General features: G+C 50.2%; 12 protein-coding genes. 10 read left to right on the top strand and 2 right to left on the bottom strand.

Going from position 1 to position 16049, the window contains the following annotated elements; genetic code table 11:
* Nucleotides 1–53: 53 nt before the first annotated feature.
* Complete coding sequence (locus tag GCU39_RS25930; RefSeq protein ID WP_152396110.1) at nt 54–2330, bottom strand: helix-turn-helix domain-containing protein; 2277 nt, start codon at nt 2328–2330, stop codon at nt 54–56.
* Nucleotides 2331–2526: 196 nt separating this feature from the next.
* On the opposite strand from GCU39_RS25930, the gene GCU39_RS25935 reads away from it, so the two are divergent.
* The 6 genes from GCU39_RS25935 (at nt 2527) to GCU39_RS25960 (ending at nt 9889) form a co-directional block, all read left to right on the top strand.
* A complete protein-coding gene (locus GCU39_RS25935; protein ID WP_152396111.1) occupies nt 2527–3918 on the top strand; it encodes an alpha-L-fucosidase in 1392 nt (463 codons plus the stop codon).
* Between the two features lie 19 nt (nt 3919–3937).
* Nucleotides 3938–5224 (top strand): alpha-L-fucosidase, encoded by a 1287-nt coding sequence (locus tag GCU39_RS25940; RefSeq protein WP_152396112.1) that lies wholly within the window; start codon nt 3938–3940, stop codon nt 5222–5224.
* A 59-nt stretch (nt 5225–5283) separates the two neighbouring features.
* Nucleotides 5284–6615 (top strand): glycoside hydrolase family 125 protein, encoded by a 1332-nt coding sequence (locus tag GCU39_RS25945; RefSeq protein WP_152396113.1) that lies wholly within the window; start codon nt 5284–5286, stop codon nt 6613–6615.
* A 3-nt stretch (nt 6616–6618) separates the two neighbouring features.
* Nucleotides 6619–7650, top strand: coding sequence for a carbohydrate-binding family 9-like protein (locus GCU39_RS25950; RefSeq protein ID WP_152396114.1), 1032 nt, complete (start codon nt 6619–6621; stop codon nt 7648–7650).
* A 33-nt stretch (nt 7651–7683) separates the two neighbouring features.
* Nucleotides 7684–8715: a glycoside hydrolase family 18 protein gene (locus GCU39_RS25955; RefSeq protein ID WP_152396115.1), complete on the top strand. Its 1032-nt coding sequence runs from the start codon at nt 7684–7686 to the stop codon at nt 8713–8715.
* 319 nt (nt 8716–9034) lie between these two features.
* Nucleotides 9035–9889 carry an AAC(3) family N-acetyltransferase gene (locus tag GCU39_RS25960; RefSeq protein ID WP_227793339.1) on the top strand — a complete coding sequence of 285 codons (855 nt, stop codon included), beginning with the start codon at nt 9035–9037 and terminating at the stop codon, nt 9887–9889.
* Between the two features lie 106 nt (nt 9890–9995).
* Here GCU39_RS25960 and GCU39_RS25965 read toward each other — a convergent pair whose 3' ends face one another.
* A complete protein-coding gene (locus GCU39_RS25965) occupies nt 9996–11024 on the bottom strand; it encodes a LacI family DNA-binding transcriptional regulator (protein ID WP_152396116.1) in 1029 nt (342 codons plus the stop codon).
* 236 nt (nt 11025–11260) lie between these two features.
* Between GCU39_RS25965 and GCU39_RS25970 the strand changes: the two genes are divergently transcribed.
* Genes GCU39_RS25970 through GCU39_RS25985 form a run of 4 tightly spaced genes read left to right on the top strand, consistent with a single transcriptional unit; the run spans nt 11261 to nt 16047 of the window.
* A complete protein-coding gene (locus GCU39_RS25970) occupies nt 11261–12175 on the top strand; it encodes an ABC transporter permease (RefSeq protein WP_152396117.1) in 915 nt (304 codons plus the stop codon).
* A gap of 10 nt (nt 12176–12185) precedes the next feature.
* On the top strand, nt 12186–13073 hold the full coding sequence (locus GCU39_RS25975; RefSeq protein WP_152396118.1) for a carbohydrate ABC transporter permease: 888 nt from the start codon (nt 12186–12188) through the stop codon (nt 13071–13073).
* Between the two features lie 47 nt (nt 13074–13120).
* Nucleotides 13121–14680, top strand: coding sequence for an extracellular solute-binding protein (locus GCU39_RS25980; RefSeq protein ID WP_152396119.1), 1560 nt, complete (start codon nt 13121–13123; stop codon nt 14678–14680).
* 23 nt (nt 14681–14703) lie between these two features.
* Complete coding sequence (locus GCU39_RS25985) at nt 14704–16047, top strand: glycoside hydrolase family 30 protein (protein ID WP_152396120.1); 1344 nt, start codon at nt 14704–14706, stop codon at nt 16045–16047.
* The last annotated feature ends 2 nt before the right edge of the window (nt 16048–16049 follow it).

Genomic DNA, 16049 nt, shown 5'->3' on the forward strand with positions numbered 1-16049 from the left:
TCAAACCAACAAATCCCGGTTATGCTAAGGCATACCGGGTGTTGGTCTATCAGCTATGTGAGTTCATCGGGAGGCAGTTCATCGCCCACCTGCACCGGATCAGCATAGAGCTTCCGGTACTGTCCGGGTGTATAACCAGTCTCCTTCTTGAACTTGCGAATGAAGTTTGGTGTGTCGAGGTATCCGACACGTATGATGATATCTTTTAACGGATCATTGGTGGTCTTCAATTGGTGTTGAACTTCCTCCATGCGTTTCTGCCAGATATATTGGATGAAGTTGATTCCCACCTTCTCCTTGAAGGAACGGCTTAGATGTGAAGGCGAAATCGTATATTCGTAGGATACCGATTCGAGACTGAGCGAATGATCCATATAGTGTTCATCGATATAACTTACGATCTGATCCATGAGTGAGTGCTCTTCCTTCTGATGATGCTGTTCGATGGCTGAACAAATCTTCGCGGCGAGCACGTGGAAATGACGCTCCAGATCATCCAAGGAATTCGACATCATATTGGAGGCAACCTCCTGCATGACATTGTGAATGCCAAGTTCGGACGCTGTCTTCAGCATGGTATTCAGAATATCATAGCAAATGCAGCGGGTGAGCAGGGCTGAATGCTCTGATGCAAGAAGGTCACGGATTGCTGTACTAATAATTTGTTCTGCGACATCATAGCTACCCTGCTTCAAACTCTGCGAGAGCTTCAGCAGGACGGCATTTGGAATTAAGAAGGTATGGTCAGGTGTCCCGGACAACTTCTCGAAGTACGTTACAGCGCCTTGTCCCGTATGAAGTTCTACGGCGGAGCAGGCTTCGATAAAGGATTGGTTCAGTTGATCCGCACTGGCGTAGCAGGTTCCTACACCAATCGCAGGAATCTCATCGAACATTTCAAGCATATGGCTGCGTACCGCTTCGACAATGATTCGGACATGCTGTTCATTTCCCAGAGCGTTATCGTGGTCGAAGCCGACCATGAGCGCAATCTGATCCAATTGAGGCAGCTCGACGCCGTAAGCATGTGCTTGCAGCTGAGGGAATTCGATCCTTGTGAGCAACTCGACCATCGCTTGACGGTCCGGGATTTCGCTGAGTTCCTCTTCTTGCACTTCCCAGGCGTATACCATCACGAAATGGTTCGGCAGATCCAGTCGAAGGTCGAAGGCTTCCAGAATATCCGGAGTTATGCTTCGCGCACTTCCATATTTCAGGATCGTGGATAAGACATGGTTGCGTGCATAGGGTTCTTGCAAGTCAACGCGAGAGCTGTAATCTTGCAACGTACTGCGAATGTGATCCAGCTCGTTATCGGTGGAGCGAATCGATCCCGAATTCGCACTTGCCAGATTGACGAGTTCGGAGATGGGATGATATTGTCTTCTCGCGAGAATGTAGGCCATCGCAGCGCCAATGCATAGCGTGATGAAGAATAGCACAATAATGAAGCTGCGCACATGGATAATGCTGCTGAAAAATTGGTCGCTCGTCATCAGAGTGACGTAGGTCCAGCCGTTATTGTCCGATTTGACCGATACGATCGAATGCGATTGGCCGTTAATCTTCTGATCATGAATGCCGGGCTCCAGCTTGAACAAGGATTGGGCATCTAGGACGGAGAGCTTCTCGCCCGTTCCATAATGCGTCAGGACCTGACCATTGTTGTCATAGATGTAAGTCAATCCTTGATAATTGCCGAGCACGGAACTGATTAGACTAGCGAACTCCGATTCACGAATCAAGTAGAGTACACTTCCATGCGGGTTCGGGCTATTCGGCGTAATTGGAACGGTATAAGCTAGCATCGACTCCTGCAGGTAGGTATTCCGATTGACCGTATCCGCGGGATGCATGAAAGGGAATCTCGCCGTATTTAGTTCTTCGATAAGGTCCTTATGCGCCCAGTTCGTGAAGCCATACCGGCTTGAGAAGACATCGAGTGAAGACATCCCTTGTGAAGAGTAGATTCGGTCGTCGTTATGATAATATAAGAAAATTTCCGAGATAATCGAACTGGTCGCTTTATAGTTATTGAGTGCAGATATTGCTTCCAAGCTGTCATATGGGTCGTGAACACGATAAGGTGTCAGTCGCTGATCATAAGAGATGCGTGAAGCCACTTCACTCAGTTCTTTGATTCTCCCGTCAATGACCGTCTTGGTCTGGGTTAATTGATTGAGATGCGACTGCTCAATCTCCGATTGAAGATTATTTACGGCATTGCGATATATGAATACGGTTGCAAAAAGTAGAGGAATGAGGAGAATAAGTAGATAGGAACCTATAAACTTCAAGAATAACTTCGATTTAAAATAATTTCGATGCATGCCTAAGTGCCTCCTCTAGTTGTCGTGCTACGAAGCTGATTGGCAGCCGTCGAAGTACTAGAATTACAGATGATCCATTTTTCATCCATGTCTATGATACCAAAAATTTGAGGTTTTGAGACAAGATGAAGAATAAATTCAGAAATTTGCTAGAAATTGAGGCGAATAGGTCGCCAATATGGAGGGTTCGTATCGTATGAGTGAGAATCATGTAGAGGATCAAGAACAAGATCAAATTGTCGAGCAAGGTGTTCACAACTACAGCAGCGAAGAGGAGTGGGTGAAGCCTACAGACCCGTTATTGCTCGAACGTCTGGAATGGTTCAAGGATCAGAAGCTTGGTCTTATGATGCACTGGGGTCCCTATTCGCAGCTCGGTGTCGTTGAATCCTGGGCCTTGATTGACAAGGACAAAGAATGGTCCCGTAACGAGATAGATTGGGATGTGACGGACGAGGAGCTCAAGGAGCAGTATTTTGCGCTCAACAAGACGTTTAACCCCGTTCGATTCCAACCCGAGCTCTGGGCAGAACTTGCTGCAGACAACGGCTTCAAATATTTGAACTTTACGACAAAGCACCATGACGGCTTCTGCATGTGGGATACGGAGACGACGGATTACAGCATTACCGATCCGAACTGTCCGTTCCATACGCACAAATATGCGGACATCTGCAAACATTTATTCGATGCGTTCCGTGAAAAAGGGCTAGCCATTTCGGCATACTTCTCGAAGGCGGATTGGAATACGCCGACGTATTGGGCGCCGGGTATGGAGCGAAGCGATTTTACGACGCGCGGTCCTTCCTATGATCCGAAGGATTATCCGGAGCTGTGGGAAGCCTTCGTTCAATTTACGCACGAACAGATTATGGAGCTTATGACGCGTTACGGCCGAATTGATATGCTCTGGCTGGATGCGGGCTGGGTCTGTGAGCGGAGCGGACAAGATATCCGTCTCGGTGAAGTGGTCGAGCGTGCTCGGGAGATTCAACCTTGGCTGCTCTCGGCTGACCGCACGGTAGGTGGTCCATATGAGAACTTGATTACACCGGAGCAGACGCTGCCGGAGCGCCCGCTGAACGTACCGTGGGAGAGCTGCATCACGATGGGAAGCGCGTTCTCCTTCCGTTATGAAGATAACTATAAGCCGGTGCGTCAGTTGATCCATTTGCTGGTGGAGATTGTAGCCAAAGGCGGCAACTTGGCGCTTAACGTGGCGCCGCAGCCGGATGGTCGATTGTCGAAGACAGCGATCTCCCGCATCAAAGGGATGGGGGATTGGCTCAAGGTGCATGGCGAAGCGATTTACGGCACACGCACGTGCGCGCCATACTCGGTGGGCAACTACCAATTTACGCAAAAAGGCGATACAACGTATGCGTTCTATTTATATAAAGATGAGCAAGAGAAGGTTGCGGAAGAAATGCATCTGCCGATTCAGCTCGAATCGGACAAACGAATTGATCTGATGGGTGTCCAGGATAACTTGACTTATCGCCGGACAGAACAAGGCATCGCGATTCGCATGCCGAAGGTAGACGCGCAAGAGAAGGCGCCGATTGCACATGTATTCCGAATTCAATAATTGAGAGGGGTTAGGAGAAATGCAGAAGTGGTTTGAGGATGCGAAGCTTGGAATTTTTATTCATTATGGAATTTATGCGGTAGATGGTGTGTCTGAATCTTGGTCATTCTACAATGGGCGAATTACGCACGAGCAATATATGAAGCAATTAGACGGGTTCACGGCGTCGAAATTCGATGCAGACAAATGGGCGGATCTGTTCGAGAAAGCAGGCGCGAAATATGCGGTGTTAACGACGAAGCACCATGACGGTGTTGCCTTGTGGGACACGCAGTACAGCGACTTGAACGTGGTGAAGAAGACGCCTGCGAAGCGCGACATCATTAAGGAGTACGCGGAGGCGATCACGAAGAAAGGCATTCGTCTAGGGATGTACTACTCCTTGATCGACTGGTCGCACCCGGATTATCCGAGCGTGTTCGAAGGCGGCAAGGTGCCGGAAGATTTGAGCAAAGTGAACAAGCACTCCAGCCCAGTGGACGGCATTCAGGATGAAGCGAAATGGCAGAAGTTCCTGGAGTTTAACAATAACCAACTGCGCGAAGTGCTTACGAACTTCGGTAAGGTCGATTTGCTCTGGTTCGATGGTGACTGGGAACGCAGTGCGGAGCAGTGGAACTTGCCGGCATTCAAGGATTACCTCCTATCATTCAACAAGGATCTTATTATTAACTCGCGCTTGCAAGGACACGGGGATTACAAGACGCCAGAGCAAGGCATTCCGATTACGCGTCCAGAAGGTCCATGGGAGTTCTGTACGACGATCAACAGCTCATGGGGTTACCAGCATGCCGATGATAATTATAAATCGCTGAACCAGATCATTCGCATGTTCTGTGATTGCATCTCGATGGGCGGCAATATGCTGCTCGATATCGGACCGCTGGAGGACGGCACGGTTGATCCGCGTCAAGAAGCGATTCTGCTTGGCCTCGGCGATTGGATTCGCACGCATGAAGAAGCGGTTTATGGAACGATCGACGGCATCATGACGCGTTACTACTTGGGTGGCAGCACGATGTCGAAGGACAAGAAGACGCTCTACCTGTTCGTCTACGACGTTCCGAGAGAGAATATTTGCCTAAAAGGCCTTTGCAATAAAATCCGCAAAGCTACCGTATTGCACTCGGGCAAAGAGTTGACGCATGAAATCCAAGGCGGCGTGCCATGGTTCAACATCCCGGGCACGACTTGGATCCATATGACACCGGAAGATACGCATGAGCAGGTAACCGTCGTGAAACTCGAATTCGACGAGGAAATCGAAATGTATGGCGGATCCGGCGCGGTTGTAACACATAATTAAACCTAGCTTCGTGCCCATATGCGAACAATGGGAGCTAGATTCATAGAGGAGTGTTAGATATGGAACAGTTCAGATTACCGAAAATTCCGATGCCGCAGCTGCCGCTGCCACAATCGATACAGGCTGTGCTGCAAGAAGCGGAAGAGAAGCTTGCTCATCGCCCGAAGCTATTGCAATTATTCAAGAATTGCTTCCCGAATACGCTTGAGACGACAACGAAATTGATGGATGACGGTACGACCTTCATCATTACGGGAGACATCCCGGCTTCCTGGCTGCGCGACTCCGTTGAGCAAGTGATTCACTACGTGCCGTTCGCGAAGGAAGACAAGGATCTACAACGCATCTTGAGCGGCTTGATTAAGCGTCATATCAACTACATTCACATCGATCCATATGCGAATGCATTCAATGAGTCAGCGAATGATTGGCATTGGAACAAAGCGGACATTACGGAAATGTCTCCTTGGGTGTGGGAGCGCAAGTTCGAGATCGACTCGCTCTGCTTCTCGATGCGTCTTGCTTATAAGTACTGGAAAGAGACAGAGCTGACGGACATCTTCGATGCTGGCTTCAAATCGGCGATGCGTAAAATCTATGACTTGTTCAAGACGGAACAGCGTCATTTCGAATTGTCGCCTTACCGTTTCACGCGGAATAACGGGATTCCAGAGGATTCCCTGCGCAACAACGGACTAGGCATGCCTGTGAACTATACAGGAATGGTATGGTCAGGCTTCCGTTCCAGCGATGATGCGTGCGATTTCCACTACAACATTCCAGGGAATATGTTCGCAGTCGTGGCCCTTCGCCACATGCAGGAGTTCGCGGAGTGGGTATTCCGCGATATGGACTTCTTGAAGGAGCTCAAAGACTTGGAAGCGGATATTGACCATGGTATCAAGCTCTATGGTATCTACCGCCATCCGGAATTCGGACCGATCTACGCTTACGAGACCGACGGCTTCGGCAACTACTGCCTCATGGACGATGCAGGTACGCCAGGTTTGATGTCGATCCCTTACCTAGGCTATGTCGGTGCGGATGATCCAATCTATCAGAATACAAGACGCTTTGCGTTGTCGAAGGAGAACCCATTCTACTTCGAAGGCAAAGCGGCCAAAGGGATCGGCAGTCCGCATACGCCGGACGGCTACATCTGGCACATGGCGCTCTCCATGCAGGGCATTACGGCGACGACGAAGGAAGAGAAGCTCGAGATGATCACGATGCTCGAGAGCACCGATGCTGACACTGGCTTCATGCACGAAGGATTCCATTCGGATGATCCGACGATTTTCACGCGCAAATGGTTCGCATGGTCGAACAGCTTGTTCTCGCAGCTGGTGTACCAGGCGATGCAAGAAGGTTTGCTCGACGGGGAGGCATAATCTATGAATTACAGTGGTGTACCGGAGCCGAATATCACTTATGCTCCTAAGCATTACCTGTGCAGACGAGCGGCGGGACCGCTCGTCTTGGACGGTCGCGTCGACAAGCCGTTCTGGGCGGCTGCGGATTGGACAGATGATTTCGTCGATATCGAAGGCGACCTTCGTCCTAGACCGTGGAAGCAGACGCGCGTGAAAATGCTGTGGGATGACGAATATTTTTATTTTGCAGCGGATATGGTAGAAGATCAGATTTGGGCGACACTGACGGAGCGGGATTCGGTCATTTTCTATGATAATGACTTTGAGATCTTCATCGATCCGGACGGTGATACGCATCAATATTATGAATTCGAGATCAATGCGCTGAATACGGTGTGGGACCTCCTACTCGTAAAGCCTTACCGCGACGGCGGCCCTCCGGTGAACGGTTGGGATATTCAAGGCCTGAAGACCGCGGTACACATTGACGGAGAGTTGAACAATCCAGCTGCGAAGAACCGGAGATGGAGCGTTGAAGTGGCGATTCCTTGGAAGAGCCTGAAGGAATGCGCGCCGGGAGGCCGCGGACCGCTCACGGGTGAGTTCTGGCGCGTGAACTTCTCTCGCGTGGAGTGGCGCACCGAAGTTGTGGACGGTGAGTACCGCAAAGTGATCAACCCGGAGACAGGCAAATCCTATCCAGAAGACAATTGGGTATGGTCGCCGATGGGGCTTATCAATATGCACTATCCGGAGCTATGGGGCTATGTCGTCTTCACGGATGAGAACGGGCCGACGTCATTCGAGATCCCGCAGGATGAGCACATCAAGTGGGAGCTGCGGAGATTGTATTACCGGGAACGCAATTACTACGAGAAGCATGGCGCATTCACGGCGGATGTGAAGCTGCTGATGGGCGACGATGAATGGCGTATTCAACCGACGATTGAACTGACGAGCCGGATGTTCCAGATCGCGGCGCCATCGGCGGACGGACAAGCGATGTTCTACATTCGCGAGGACGGCAAGCTCTGGAGAGAGAACGTAGGTTAACGAAGGATAGAAGAGAATGGAGGAATCATACGTATGGAACAGCAATACATGGTAGCGGGTTATTGTGTGAATGCGAAGCTTCCGGAGATGACGAAGGAAGATTTGAATAAATTGACGCACCTCAATGTCGCATTCGGACATGTGAAGAATGATGCGATTACGATCGAACAATTGACGAATGCGGACGTGCTGCACAAGATTAAGCAGGAGCATCCGTCACTGAAGATTATTCTATCTATCGGCGGATGGAGCGCAGGCGGCTTCTCGGAAGCAGCTTCGACCGAAGCGGGAAGACAGAAGATGGCACAATCGGCGGTTCAGCTATTAACGGATTTGCCGCTCGACGGCATCGACTTAGACTGGGAGTATCCTTGCTACGGCGAGGCGGAGATTCACTCCAGCCCGGAAGATAAGACCAACTTTACGCTATTGTTGAAAGAAATTCGCGAAGCGATCGATCGTAAGGGCGCGCAGGATGGACGTCACTACTTGCTGTCTATTGCAGCAGGAGCCGATCAATACTATATCGATGGCACGGAAATGGATAAAGTACAGCAGTACCTCGATTTCGTGCAGCTCATGACTTACGATATGCGCGGAGGATTCCAAGTTTTGACGGGGCATCATACGAATCTGTATACGCCAACAGGCGACTTATTCCGGATCAGCACGGAGGCTTCGGTGAATATGTTCATCAAGGCCGGCGTGCCGCGCGAGAAGATTGTTGTAGGTGCAGCATTCTATTCCCGCCTCTGGAAGCAAGTGCCGAACCGAAACAATGGCTTGCACCAAATGGCAGGCACGACTGGAGGTTACGGACCAGATTTCACGGTGCTGGATGCAGAATATATCAACAAAAACGGCTTCAAGCGTTATTGGGATGAGGAAGCATGCGCGCCTTACTTGTTCAACGGCGACACATTCATCTCCTACGAAGACGAAGAGTCCATTACGCACAAGTGCAAGTATGTGAAGAACGACGGCTTGGGCGGTATGATGTTCTGGGAATATGGCTGTGATGGCACGCATCGTTTGCTGAACGCCATTTATGAGGGCTTGAAGTAAATAAATCGTTAGATGTGATAGAACCTTGTCATGTTGCGAATGGGGAGCAGGATCGTCTGTCCGCCGCGCATGTGGCAAGGTTTTTTTATGATACACGTCTCTCTGTTCGCTCATATCACTAACGAACCTAGCAATTCTTATTTGGTTTAAATCGCGTGAATTTCTACCCTAAGGGATCGTATAAACGTTATTTAACGCTAGAATAAGAACTTCACGATTCGTTAGATAAAGGGGTCGACGTTCAGCAAGCTGCTGCACAGTAGTTGGAGCCGGGCAACATTGATGGTTCATTTTGGAATATGCTAGAGTTTCAGGTAGAATGAGAGTAGACATATCTTTTGGAGGAATTATCATGAGTGAATTATCGATTATAGAATCAACGCCGTTCCCCGTGACGGTTGCATCTTTAACGCAAGATTTAACGCGCCTTGGCGTCAAGGCCGGAGATGTCCTGCTTGTCCACTCCTCTTTGTCCCGCATCGGCTGGGTGTGCGGTGGTGCGCATGCCGTGATCCTGGCGCTGCAGGAAGTGCTCGGGCCGTCAGGGACGCTGGTCATGCCTGCGCACAGCGGGCAAGTCTCGGACCCTGCTGCGTGGGAGAACCCACCCGTACCGAAGATGTGGATCGAGGAGATCTACGCGCAGATGCCGGCGTTCGATCCGACGATGACCCCGACGCTCGGGATGGGGGCGATCGCGGAGCTGTTCCGTACGACGCCAGGGACGCTGCGCTCGAATCATCCGCAGGTCTCTTTTGCTGCACAAGGTCCGCTGGCGGAGGACATCACCCGCGACCATCCGCTGACGCCGCAGTTCGGCACGGCTTCGCCGCTTGGCCGACTGGAAGCGCACAACGCAAAGATTCTCCTGCTCGGCGTTGGCTTCGACTCCTGCACGACATTCCACATGGCGGAGGCGTTGTCTCCGGTCATGCCAGAGAAGCAGATGGGCGCGGCGATAACGTTGGAAGGCAGACGCCAGTGGCAGTGGTTTGAGGATTATGCCTACGACTCCGATGATTTCGCGCAGCTGGGCGCAGATTATGAGGCCGTATCCGGTAATGTTGTGAACGGGAAGGTCGGTAATGCCGACTGCAAGCTCCTATCGGCACGTCCGGCTGTGGCGTTCGCTTCCGAATGGCTTGCGAAGCACCGATTCTCGAAGCGTGAATAACGTATATGCTAAGCGATGCACGAATAACCTTCGCCCGAACAAGGGTGAAGGTTTTTTCGTGTATGCATAGGCGGCAAAGCTGACCTGCCGGCGGCCGCTGTGCAATCTACGTTTCCGTGGTGGACTCCTGCAGCGGAACATTCGAGGAGCCCCGGATAATAAGCTCGGAATCGAGCACGAACACACGCTTCTCCGGGTACGTATCTTCGTTCATCTGGTCGATTAATTTCTCGACGAGCAGCGCGCCCATCGTATATTTGGGCTGATTGACCGTACTCAACGTTGGCGTAATGTATTTGCTAATCCGGTTATTATCGACCCCGACGACCGCGAGCTGCGTTGGAATGGTGAGACCCATTTCGGCGCAAGCTCGGTAGACGCCTAGTGCCATCTCATCATTGGCGGAGTAGACCGCCGTGAACTTTAGTTTCTTCTCGAACAGGCGCATCATCGCTTCGTAACCGCCAATCTCGTTGAAATTCCCGTTCTCCACCAACTCGGGACGGAAGGGGATGTGGTGATCCCGCAGCGCCTTTAGATATCCTTCAAGCCGTTCATAGCTATCGATCGCCGTCGGGTAACCGCTCAGGAACACGATATCACGGTGCCCGTTCGCGAGCAGATGGTCGACCACCGTACGCGAGAATTTGACGTTGTCGGTGTAAATGCAAGGGATGCGCTCGTGCTCTACGTGCCGCCCGATGACTGCAATGAAATACCCTTTGTCTGCGATTTGGAATAACTGCTCGTCCGCAATGCTCGGTGCAACCACAATAAGACCGTCGACCGTGCGGTTCATAATGAGATTGAGATATTCGATCTCCTTCTCTGTCTGGTTCTCCGCATCGCAGATGATGACGTTGTAATTGCTGGCATAGGCCATATTCTCGATACCCTTAATGATCTCGGTAAAATAGGATGTATTGATATCCGGTACGATGACCCCAATCATTTTTGTTTTCTGGGAACGCAAATTTTTGGCTGCAGCATTCGGGTGGTAACCCAATTCATCGATCGCGGTCATCACTTTTTTCTTCGTTTTTTCCGATACGGTGCTGGTCTGATTGAGAACTCTGGAGACCGTAGCGGGTGATACACCAGCCTTTTTGGCTACATCAATGATTTTCGCATCCATCACGTGCTTCCTCACAATTCCGGTTCATTTTATGTTTGACAAATAAGTTATGCTGTTATTATAATACGAAATGAAATCGATTTCAATAAAACCTCTATTTTAGCAGATTATTCAGTGTTTTTTGTTGGAGTAAGAGGGGATTATCGAAGATGCCATTTATTTTTTAAGATAAAATGAAATCGATTTCAGTAATTGATGTACATCCAAGCATATTATGCAAAGAGGAGGAAACAGGCATGTCCGGGTTGATCGCGGAGCTGCGTAAGAACAAAATGTTATTTTTAATGATTGCCCTCGTATTGGTCTTTTTCGTTGTATTCAGCTATTTTCCGATGGTCGGTGTCTACTATGCGTTTACGAACTACAATTTTGACGGCGGCTTGTTCGGAAGTCCTTTCGTCGGTATGCAGAACTTCAAGTTTCTCTACGAATCCGGGGCGCTGCTGTCACTGACGAAGAATACGGTTCTTTATAATCTCGCATTTATTTTCATTGGGAACCTACTTCAATTAATCTGCGCAATCTTCCTAAGCGAGCTAGCCAGCAAATGGTTCAAAAAGACCGCGCAATCCATCATGTTCCTGCCGTTCTTCATTTCTTTCGTGCTTGTCGGGGCATTCGTCTTCAACTTGTTCAACACGGAGACGGGCGTGATTAATGCACTGCTAAGACAGTTCGGCCTGCCATCCTATGATTTCTATATGAACACCGAACCTTGGAAATATATCATCGTCTTCTTTAACGTCTGGAAAGGGCTTGGTTACGGCACTGTCATCTACTTGGCTGCGATTATGAGCATTAGCGACGAATACCATGAGGCGGCGAAGATCGATGGCGCGAACATTTTCCACCGCATTCGCTACATTACCATCCCGATGCTTATTCCGACCTTTATTCTATTGATTCTTCTGAGTCTCGGCGGCATTCTCAAAGGGCAGTTCGATCTCTTCTACCAGATTATCGGCAACAATGGGATGCTCTACGAATCAACGGATATTATCGATACTTACGTCTACCGCTCGCTCGCCGTCAATTTCGATATTGGCATGGGAACGGCGGCTGGATTATACCAATCGTTCTTCGGGTTCGTGCTGGTCATGACCGTGAACTGGATTATCAAAAAAACGCGCGAAGACTACGCGTTATTCTAGGAGGTGTACGATGAAAATTCGTACGGAGCGATCGACCTTATGGTTCAATATCGTCGGCTATATCGTGATCAGTATTCTAAGTCTTCTCTGTCTACTGCCGTTCTGGCTGATTGTCTCGGGCTCCTTCTCGTCGGAAGCGGAGATCGTGCGGGATGGGTTCAAAATTTTCCCGTCGGAGTTCACGATCAGCGCGTATCAATCGGTCTTTAGTAACCCGCAGCAAATTTTCAAGGCCTATGCGGTCTCGATCAGCTTAACGGCGGTAGGTACGCTAGTCGGATTGTTCTTGATCTCGATGGCAGGCTATGTGCTCTCGCGTAAAGATTTTAAATACCGTAACACCTTGTCCTTCTTCATCTATTTTACCACCTTGTTCAGCGGCGGACTGATTCCTTGGTATATCTTAATTGTTAAATATTTGGATTGGAAAGACAGTTATCTCGCGCTTCTGATCCCGATGATGGTTAGCGCCTGGAACATCATTTTAATGAAGAACTTTATGAAATCGATTCCAGAATCTATTATTGAGTCTGCCAAAATTGACGGTGCAGGAGAGTTCACGATCTACTCGAGGCTTGTCCTTCCGTTATCGACGCCGGGGCTTGCTACCATCGGATTATTTCTAGGGCTGGCGTATTGGAATGATTGGTTCTCCGCGAACATCTTCATTACCACGGAGGCGAAGTATCCACTGCAGTTCCTGCTCTACAAAATTCTAGCGAGCGCAGCGGTCTTGAAGACGAGCGTGGCTGCGAACCTGTCCGCGGATTTCAAACCGCCGACGGAGTCGCTCAAGATGGCGGTAGCCATCGTCGTTACTGGCCCGATTATCTTCTTATATCCGTTCTTGCAGCGGTATTTTGTCAAAGGCTTAACGATTGGTGCAGTCAAAGGTTAATCCCGGGCATTCGGCTAACATATTAAATTGAATTGGGGGAGTTCGAAATGAAGCAAAGACTGACGAAGATATTGTCTGTATTCTTAATGGTTTCTTTACTAACGGGGATTCTCACGGCATGCGGCGGCGGTAGCAGTGATGAAGCAGCGACGAAACCTGAGACGCCGAAGACGGAATCTGGCAAGCCGGACATTTCGAAAAAGGTCGAGTTAAATTGGTATCTGGTCGGGGATGCGCACGAAGATAGCCCGAAAGTAATTGAAACGTGGAATCAGATGCTCTCCAAAGACCTCAATGCGACCGTGAAGTTGAACTTCATGACGTGGAACGACTGGCAGACGAAATATAATCTGTTGTTCGCGTCAGGGGAGAAAATCGATATGGTCTTTGCTTCCTCCTGGGCGGACTTCTTCAAATTATCGAAGCAAGGCGCCTTCCTCGATCTGAAGGATCTGCTGCCGACCTACGCACCGGAGACGTGGAAGACTGTACCGGAGCAGGATTGGAAAGATGTCACCATCCAAGGCCAGATTTTAGCGGTGCCGAGCACCTACCCGGAGTATACGCCGGATGGCATTGTTTATCGCGAAGACTGGAGGCAGGAGCTGAACCTTCCGGAGATTAAGGACCTCGGAACGCTTGAGCAGTATTTGGAAGGCGTGAAGAATGCGAAGAAAGTAACACCAATTAATGGGAAAGCGTGGAATGAAGTGAATACGCTGTTCCACAATTATTATGACTTCAAAAATATTGGCGGCGACAGCGGGGTCATTGTTGCGAAGTCTTATGATACACCCCGAGATGTCGTGGCGTATCCATTCACTGACGAATTCGCGGAATGGGCAAAGCGGATGAAGACATGGGCGGACAAAGGATTCTGGACCTCCAGTACGCTTGCTTCGCAACAAGAGGCAGGTGATTTCATCAAGGCAGGCACCGGAGCTGCCTATTGGCGTAATGCACCAGGAGCATCCGGTTTCATTGTGGATATGAAGAAGAACAAACCGGACATGAAAATAGCCTACTTCCCGTTCACGAAGTTCCACAATTATGCGGTGCCGAACCTAGGCATCAATAACGGGATGGCGATTCCGAAGAGCGCGGCAAACCCTGAACGCTCCTTAATGGTGCTCGAGAAGCTTCGTAATGATCCGGAATACTACAACTTGATGACTTACGGCATCAAAGGCCGTAACTATGACTTCACGGAGGACGGATCCATCGTATCGCCAGCACCAGGTCAAGATCCGGCAAAGGTGAAAGGCTACGGCATTGCGAGCTGGGGCTGGAGAAATGCCAAGAACGAGCATCCGGCTAAGGACAGATGGGAAGGCGAAGCGAAGCTGATTGAAGAGTTCAAGGCGATCAGCAAGCCGGATATTTTCGCGCCGATCTTGATGGATTATCAGCCGGTCAAATCACAGCTTGCTGCGGTGAACCAAGTGTATCAGCAATACGGCCAGCCGCTCATGATGGGACTCGTGCCGGATGTGGATGCTGCGATTGAGAACTACCGCAATAAACTGAAGACAGCAGGTGTAGATGCGGTGCTTGACTACGTAACGAAGCAAGTTGCGGCTTATGCCGATGAAAAAGGATTGAAATAATCGTGGATAAGGGAGTTGCGCGTATGAAACGGGTCGATAGCTGGAAGACAACGATAGACGGGCAGTTGCTGCTCGCAGCCCAACCACAAATGCAGATGAATGCTGCATCGAATAAGGCAGATGCGGCTTTTAAGATCCATGTGGACGCACAGGCAAAGTATCAGGTGATGGATGGGTTCGGGGCATCCTTCACGGATGCTTCCGCTTACCTCGTGTATCACAAGCTGGAGCAGAACGACCGGGATCGCCTGATGCGGCAGCTGTTCGATGCGCAGGAAGGCATCGGGATGAGCATACTTCGACAGCCGATGGGCGCTAGCGACTTTGCCTCGGCGCTATACAGCTACAACGATTTGCCAGCAGGCAGTGAGGACATGGATCTGCAGCATTTCTCGATTGAGCACGATCAAGCGTATATCCTGCCGCTCCTGCGTGAGGCGCTGCGAATCAATCCGCAGCTGAAGATCTTGGCGTCTCCATGGAGTCCGCCGGGATGGATGAAGACGTCCGGGCGGATGATCGGCGGTACCTTACGGCCAGAATGCTATGAGACCTATGCGGCATATTTCGTGAAATTTATTCAAGCTTACGAGCGGGAAGGGATTCCGATCTATGCAGTGACGATTCAGAACGAACCGGGCTACGAGCCGAAGGAATATTCGGGGATGATCCTGAGGCCGGAGGAGGAGCGAGACTTCATCGCGCATTATCTTGGACCGGCTTTCGAGCGGGCGGGGATCAAGGCTTTGATCCTGTGTTATGACCATAATTGGGATGTGCCAGAGCATCCGCTTACTGTGCTTCGCGATCCGGCAGCAAATCGCTATATTGCGGGCTCGGCGTGGCATTGCTACGGTGGGGAGCATGAAGCAATGTCGAACGTACGGGAGGCTTATCCGGATAAAGGTATTTGGTTCACTGAAGCGTCTGGCGGGGAATGGGTTCCGCCGTTCCGGGAAGCATTCCTCGACCAGATGAAACATGTCATCCGCAGTACGCGGAACTGGTCCAAATCCGTAGTCTGGTGGAACATTGCACTGGATGAGCATAACGGCCCCACGGTGTTGTCCAACAGCACATGCCGCGGACTTGTAGGTATTGAACAGGGGACCGGAGAGATCACGGTCCATCTCGATTACTATACGATGGGCCATATAAGTAAGTTCGTCGAGCCGGGTGCGGTGCGCATCGACTCGGATACATACGTCGATGTGGTAGAGTCGGTGGCGTTCCGCAACCCAGACGGTTCGACGGTTCTGATTGTATCCAATCGTACGCCGGAGGAGCAGACTTTCGAAGTAAGCACGGATGATGGCGTATTTCTCTACAGTCTATCTGGCGAAGGGGCAATCACATTCAAATGGTAGGC

The sequence above is a fragment of the Paenibacillus guangzhouensis genome, from assembly GCF_009363075.1.
Classification (GTDB): domain Bacteria; phylum Bacillota; class Bacilli; order Paenibacillales; family Paenibacillaceae; genus Paenibacillus_K; species Paenibacillus_K guangzhouensis.

Bases quoted from the DNA above. Each gene is read 5' to 3' on its own strand.
- GCU39_RS25930 (WP_152396110.1), bottom strand. From the start codon at position 2,330: ATGCATCGAAATTATTTTAAATCGAAGTTATTCTTGAAGTTTATAGGT.
- GCU39_RS25935 (WP_152396111.1), top strand. From the start codon at position 2,527: ATGAGTGAGAATCATGTAGAGGATCAAGAACAAGATCAAATTGTCGAG.
- GCU39_RS25940 (WP_152396112.1), top strand. From the start codon at position 3,938: ATGCAGAAGTGGTTTGAGGATGCGAAGCTTGGAATTTTTATTCATTAT.
- GCU39_RS25945 (WP_152396113.1), top strand. From the start codon at position 5,284: ATGGAACAGTTCAGATTACCGAAAATTCCGATGCCGCAGCTGCCGCTG.
- GCU39_RS25950 (WP_152396114.1), top strand. From the start codon at position 6,619: ATGAATTACAGTGGTGTACCGGAGCCGAATATCACTTATGCTCCTAAG.
- GCU39_RS25955 (WP_152396115.1), top strand. From the start codon at position 7,684: ATGGAACAGCAATACATGGTAGCGGGTTATTGTGTGAATGCGAAGCTT.
- GCU39_RS25960 (WP_227793339.1), top strand. From the start codon at position 9,035: ATGAGAGTAGACATATCTTTTGGAGGAATTATCATGAGTGAATTATCG.
- GCU39_RS25965 (WP_152396116.1), bottom strand. From the start codon at position 11,024: ATGGATGCGAAAATCATTGATGTAGCCAAAAAGGCTGGTGTATCACCC.
- GCU39_RS25970 (WP_152396117.1), top strand. From the start codon at position 11,261: ATGTCCGGGTTGATCGCGGAGCTGCGTAAGAACAAAATGTTATTTTTA.
- GCU39_RS25975 (WP_152396118.1), top strand. From the start codon at position 12,186: ATGAAAATTCGTACGGAGCGATCGACCTTATGGTTCAATATCGTCGGC.
- GCU39_RS25980 (WP_152396119.1), top strand. From the start codon at position 13,121: ATGAAGCAAAGACTGACGAAGATATTGTCTGTATTCTTAATGGTTTCT.
- GCU39_RS25985 (WP_152396120.1), top strand. From the start codon at position 14,704: ATGAAACGGGTCGATAGCTGGAAGACAACGATAGACGGGCAGTTGCTG.